3 protein-coding genes are annotated in these 3298 nt (G+C 71.7%); all 3 read right to left on the bottom strand.

Annotated features, from left to right (window positions below; all coding sequences use genetic code 11):
- Positions 1-99: 99 nt before the first annotated feature.
- Positions 100-594, bottom strand: a complete 495-nt coding sequence (locus JNW89_RS32115) for a SigE family RNA polymerase sigma factor (protein WP_238451737.1) — start codon at positions 592-594, stop codon at positions 100-102.
- 41 nt (positions 595-635) lie between these two features.
- Positions 636-2426: a 3-hydroxyacyl-CoA dehydrogenase family protein gene (locus tag JNW89_RS32110; protein ID WP_238451736.1), complete on the bottom strand. Its 1791-nt coding sequence runs from the start codon at positions 2424-2426 to the stop codon at positions 636-638.
- A 120-nt stretch (positions 2427-2546) separates the two neighbouring features.
- Positions 2547-3298 (bottom strand): alpha/beta fold hydrolase (locus JNW89_RS32105; RefSeq protein WP_238451910.1); only part of this gene is annotated, 752 nt, incomplete at its 5' end.

Raw genomic sequence — 3298 nt, 5'->3', positions numbered from 1 at the left:
CCCGCCCGGCGCTGACCGCCCGGGTGGTCAACAGGTCGGTGTCCACCGCGCCCTCGGCGCGCTCCCGCAGTGTGTCGGCGATCCGCTGGTCCAGATCGGTCACGGCCGGCTCCCGTTGGTCGTGGGAACGCCGTAGCGCCCCCGCAGCTGGGTGAGCGCCCGCATGGCATGCGTGCGGACGGTGACCGGCGAGCAGTCCAGGATCTGGGCGATCGTCCCGTCGTCGAGATCCTCGTAGTAGCGCAGCACCAGCACCGCCCGCTGGCGGTCGGGCAGCGCGAGGATCATCCGCCACAGCTCGTCCCGCTCGGCCGCCTCGCCGCCGAGGTCGCCACCGTGGGGCCGATCGGCGAACTCCGCCGTGGCCAGCTCGCGGCTGGACAGCCGGCGCCACCAGGACGTGTTGGCGTTGACCAGCATCCGGCGCACGTAGACGTCCGGGTGGTCGACGCGGGCGATCTTGCGCCAGTGCACGTAGGCACGCGCCAGCACGTCCTGGGTGAGGTCCTCGGCGCGGTGCTCGTCACCGGTCAGCAGCCGGGCCAGGCGGACGAGCGCCGGGCCTCGGCTGCTGACGTACTCCTCGAAGGTCACATCCTCAAGACGCCGTCACGAGGGCGGCGTGTTGACCGCGGTCAGCGACGGGTGTGGTCGCGGAAGCCCCGGCCGCTCTTGCGGCCCAGGTAACCGGCGGTGACCAGGTGCTCCAGCAGCGGCGCGGGAGCGAAGCCCGGCTCGCGCAGCTCCAGGTAGAGCTCCCGCTGGATGGCCAGCGAGACGTCCAACCCGACCACGTCGAGCAGCTCGAACGGCCCCATCGGGTAGCCGCAGCCGAGCTTCATCGCGTAGTCGATGTCGTCGGCGGTGGAGTAGCTGGCCTCCAGCATCTTCACCGCGTCGTTCAGGTACGGGAAGAGCAGCGCGTTGACGATGAACCCGGAACGGTCGCCGCAGACCACGCCGGTCTTGCCCAGCGTCGCGCAGACCGCCTTGGCGGTGGCGGCGGTCTCCGTCGAGGTGCGGATGGTCTGCACCACCTCGATCAGCGGCATGATCGGCGCCGGGTTGAAGAAGTGCAGCCCCACCACGTCGGCCGGGCGCTGGGTGGCCATCGCCACGTCGATCACCGGCAGCGAGGAGGTGGTGGTGGCGAGCACGACGCCCGGCTTGCAGATCTCGTCGAGGCTGGCGAAGAGGGCCTTCTTGACGCTCAGTTCCTCGACCACGGCCTCGACCACCAGGTCGACGTCGGCCAGGTGCTCCAGGGTGGCGGACCAGTTGATCCGGCCCAGCGCCGCGTCCCGGTCGGCCTCGCTGAGCTTGCCGCGCACCACGCCCTTGTTCAGCGAGGTCTTGACGGACTCGAAGACCTTGGCGGACTTCTCCGCGCCCCGGGTGACCGAGACGACCTCGTAGCCGGCCTTGGCGAAGACCTCGATGATGCCGGTGGCCATCGTCCCGGAGCCGACCACGCCGACCTTGGCGATCCCCCGGGCGCCGTCGGCGAGGGCCGACTCCGACGCCACGGGCGTCTGCTCGTCGGGTACGACCACCGGGGAGCCCGGCCGCTCGTAGGTGTAGAAGCCCCGGCCGGACTTGCGGCCGAGCAGACCCGCGGTGACCATCTGCTTGATCAGCGGCACCGGGGCGTGCCGGCGGTCGCGACCGCCCCGCCGGTACATGGTGTCCAGGATCTCGTACGCGGTGTCCAGGCCGATCAGGTCCATCAGCGCGAGCGGGCCCATCGGCAGGCCGCAGCCGAGCTTCATGGCGGCGTCGATGTCCTCGCGGGTGGCGTACCGCGACTCGAACATGCTGACGGCGTGGTTGAGGTAGCCGAAGAGCAGCGCGTTGGCGATGAAGCCGGCCCGGTCGTTGATGGTGACGTCGACCTTGCCGAGCCGCTCGCAGAGCGCCTCGACGTCGGCGACCACGTCGGCGGAGGTGACCACCGTGCGGACCACCTCGACCAGCTTCATCACCGGGGCGGGGTTGAAGAAGTGGATGCCGATCACCTGGTTGGGCCGGGTGGTGGCGACCGAGATCTCGGTGACGCTCAGCGACGAGGTGTTGGTGGCCAGGATCGCCTCGGGCTTGCAGACCCGGTCCAGCTCGGCGAAGATCCGCTGCTTCAGGTCGAGGTGCTCGGGGACGGCCTCGATCACCAGGTCCACCGAGTGCAGCGCGTCCAGCCCGACCTGGAAGTTCACCCGCGACAGCAGGGCGTCCCGGTCGGCCTCGGCGAGCTTGCCCTTGGCGACGGCCCGGTCGGTGGAGCCGGTGAGGGTGACCCGGCCGCGCTCCAGGGCGGCCGCGGAGATCTCCACCGCGACGACGTCGACGCCGTTGCGGGCGAACACCTCGACGATGCCGGCACCCATGGTGCCCAGACCCACCACACCCACACTGGTGAACTCGCGCGCCACGACCGGCCTCCCCTGGTTGCTCCGCACCCCGCCGACTTGAACGGCGACTAAGGTTATGCGCCGGAGTCTGCCACGCGACGCTGCGTTGTCGAGACGCCGTGGGATATTTCACGCACCGGGTCAGTTCGTCGCCGGCACCCCCGTCAGCGCCAGCAGTTCGGCCACGAACTCGGCCGGCCGTTCCACGTGCGGGCTGTGCCCGCAGCCGGGAAGTACCACCTCACGGTACGTGCCGCCGGCCGCGGCGTACCGCTCCAGCACCGCCCGGGTCTGCCCGACCATCGGCTGCGGCGGGCACGCCTGCTCCCCCGGCCAGCCCGGCACCATCCCCAACGACCCCAGGTACGCCAGGTCGAACAGCGAGGTGTCCGAGACGATCACGTCGGCGTCACCGCGTACCCAGGCGACGGGTGGCTTGACCTCGACCGCGACCAGCTCGTCGGCGAGCCGGAAGTGGGCCGGGGCGAGCGCGTTGAGCACGCCGCGCGACCCGGGCGCGGTGCCGGGCCAGTGCGGCGAGGTGCCCGCCGTGCCGGGGTAGTTGTCCTCGCCGGTGGCGGTGGAGAGCAGGCTGTCCAGCAGCAGCTCCTCGTCCTCGCCCAGCGAGGCCGGGTCGGCGACGTAGGTGGCCCGCAGCACGCTGCGGGGGCTGGTCGGGGCGTCCGCGCTCCGGTCGCCGGCGGCGAGCCTGGCCACGAAGTCCGGGTTCACCGAGCCGGCGCCGGTGCCGGCGAAGTCGGGCGTGGTCGGGGTGCCGTCGAGGTCGCGGGTGCCACCGAAGCCGTACGGCGACACCGGGGCCTCCAGCAGCAGAGCCGCCACCCGGTCCGGGTGGTCGACCAGCAGCCGCATCGCCACCCCGCCGCCGAGGG

This window comes from Micromonospora sp. 4G55, from assembly GCF_016803375.1.
Note: the sequence above shows the minus strand (reverse complement) of the source record. Positions and strands in the feature narration are given on the sequence as shown.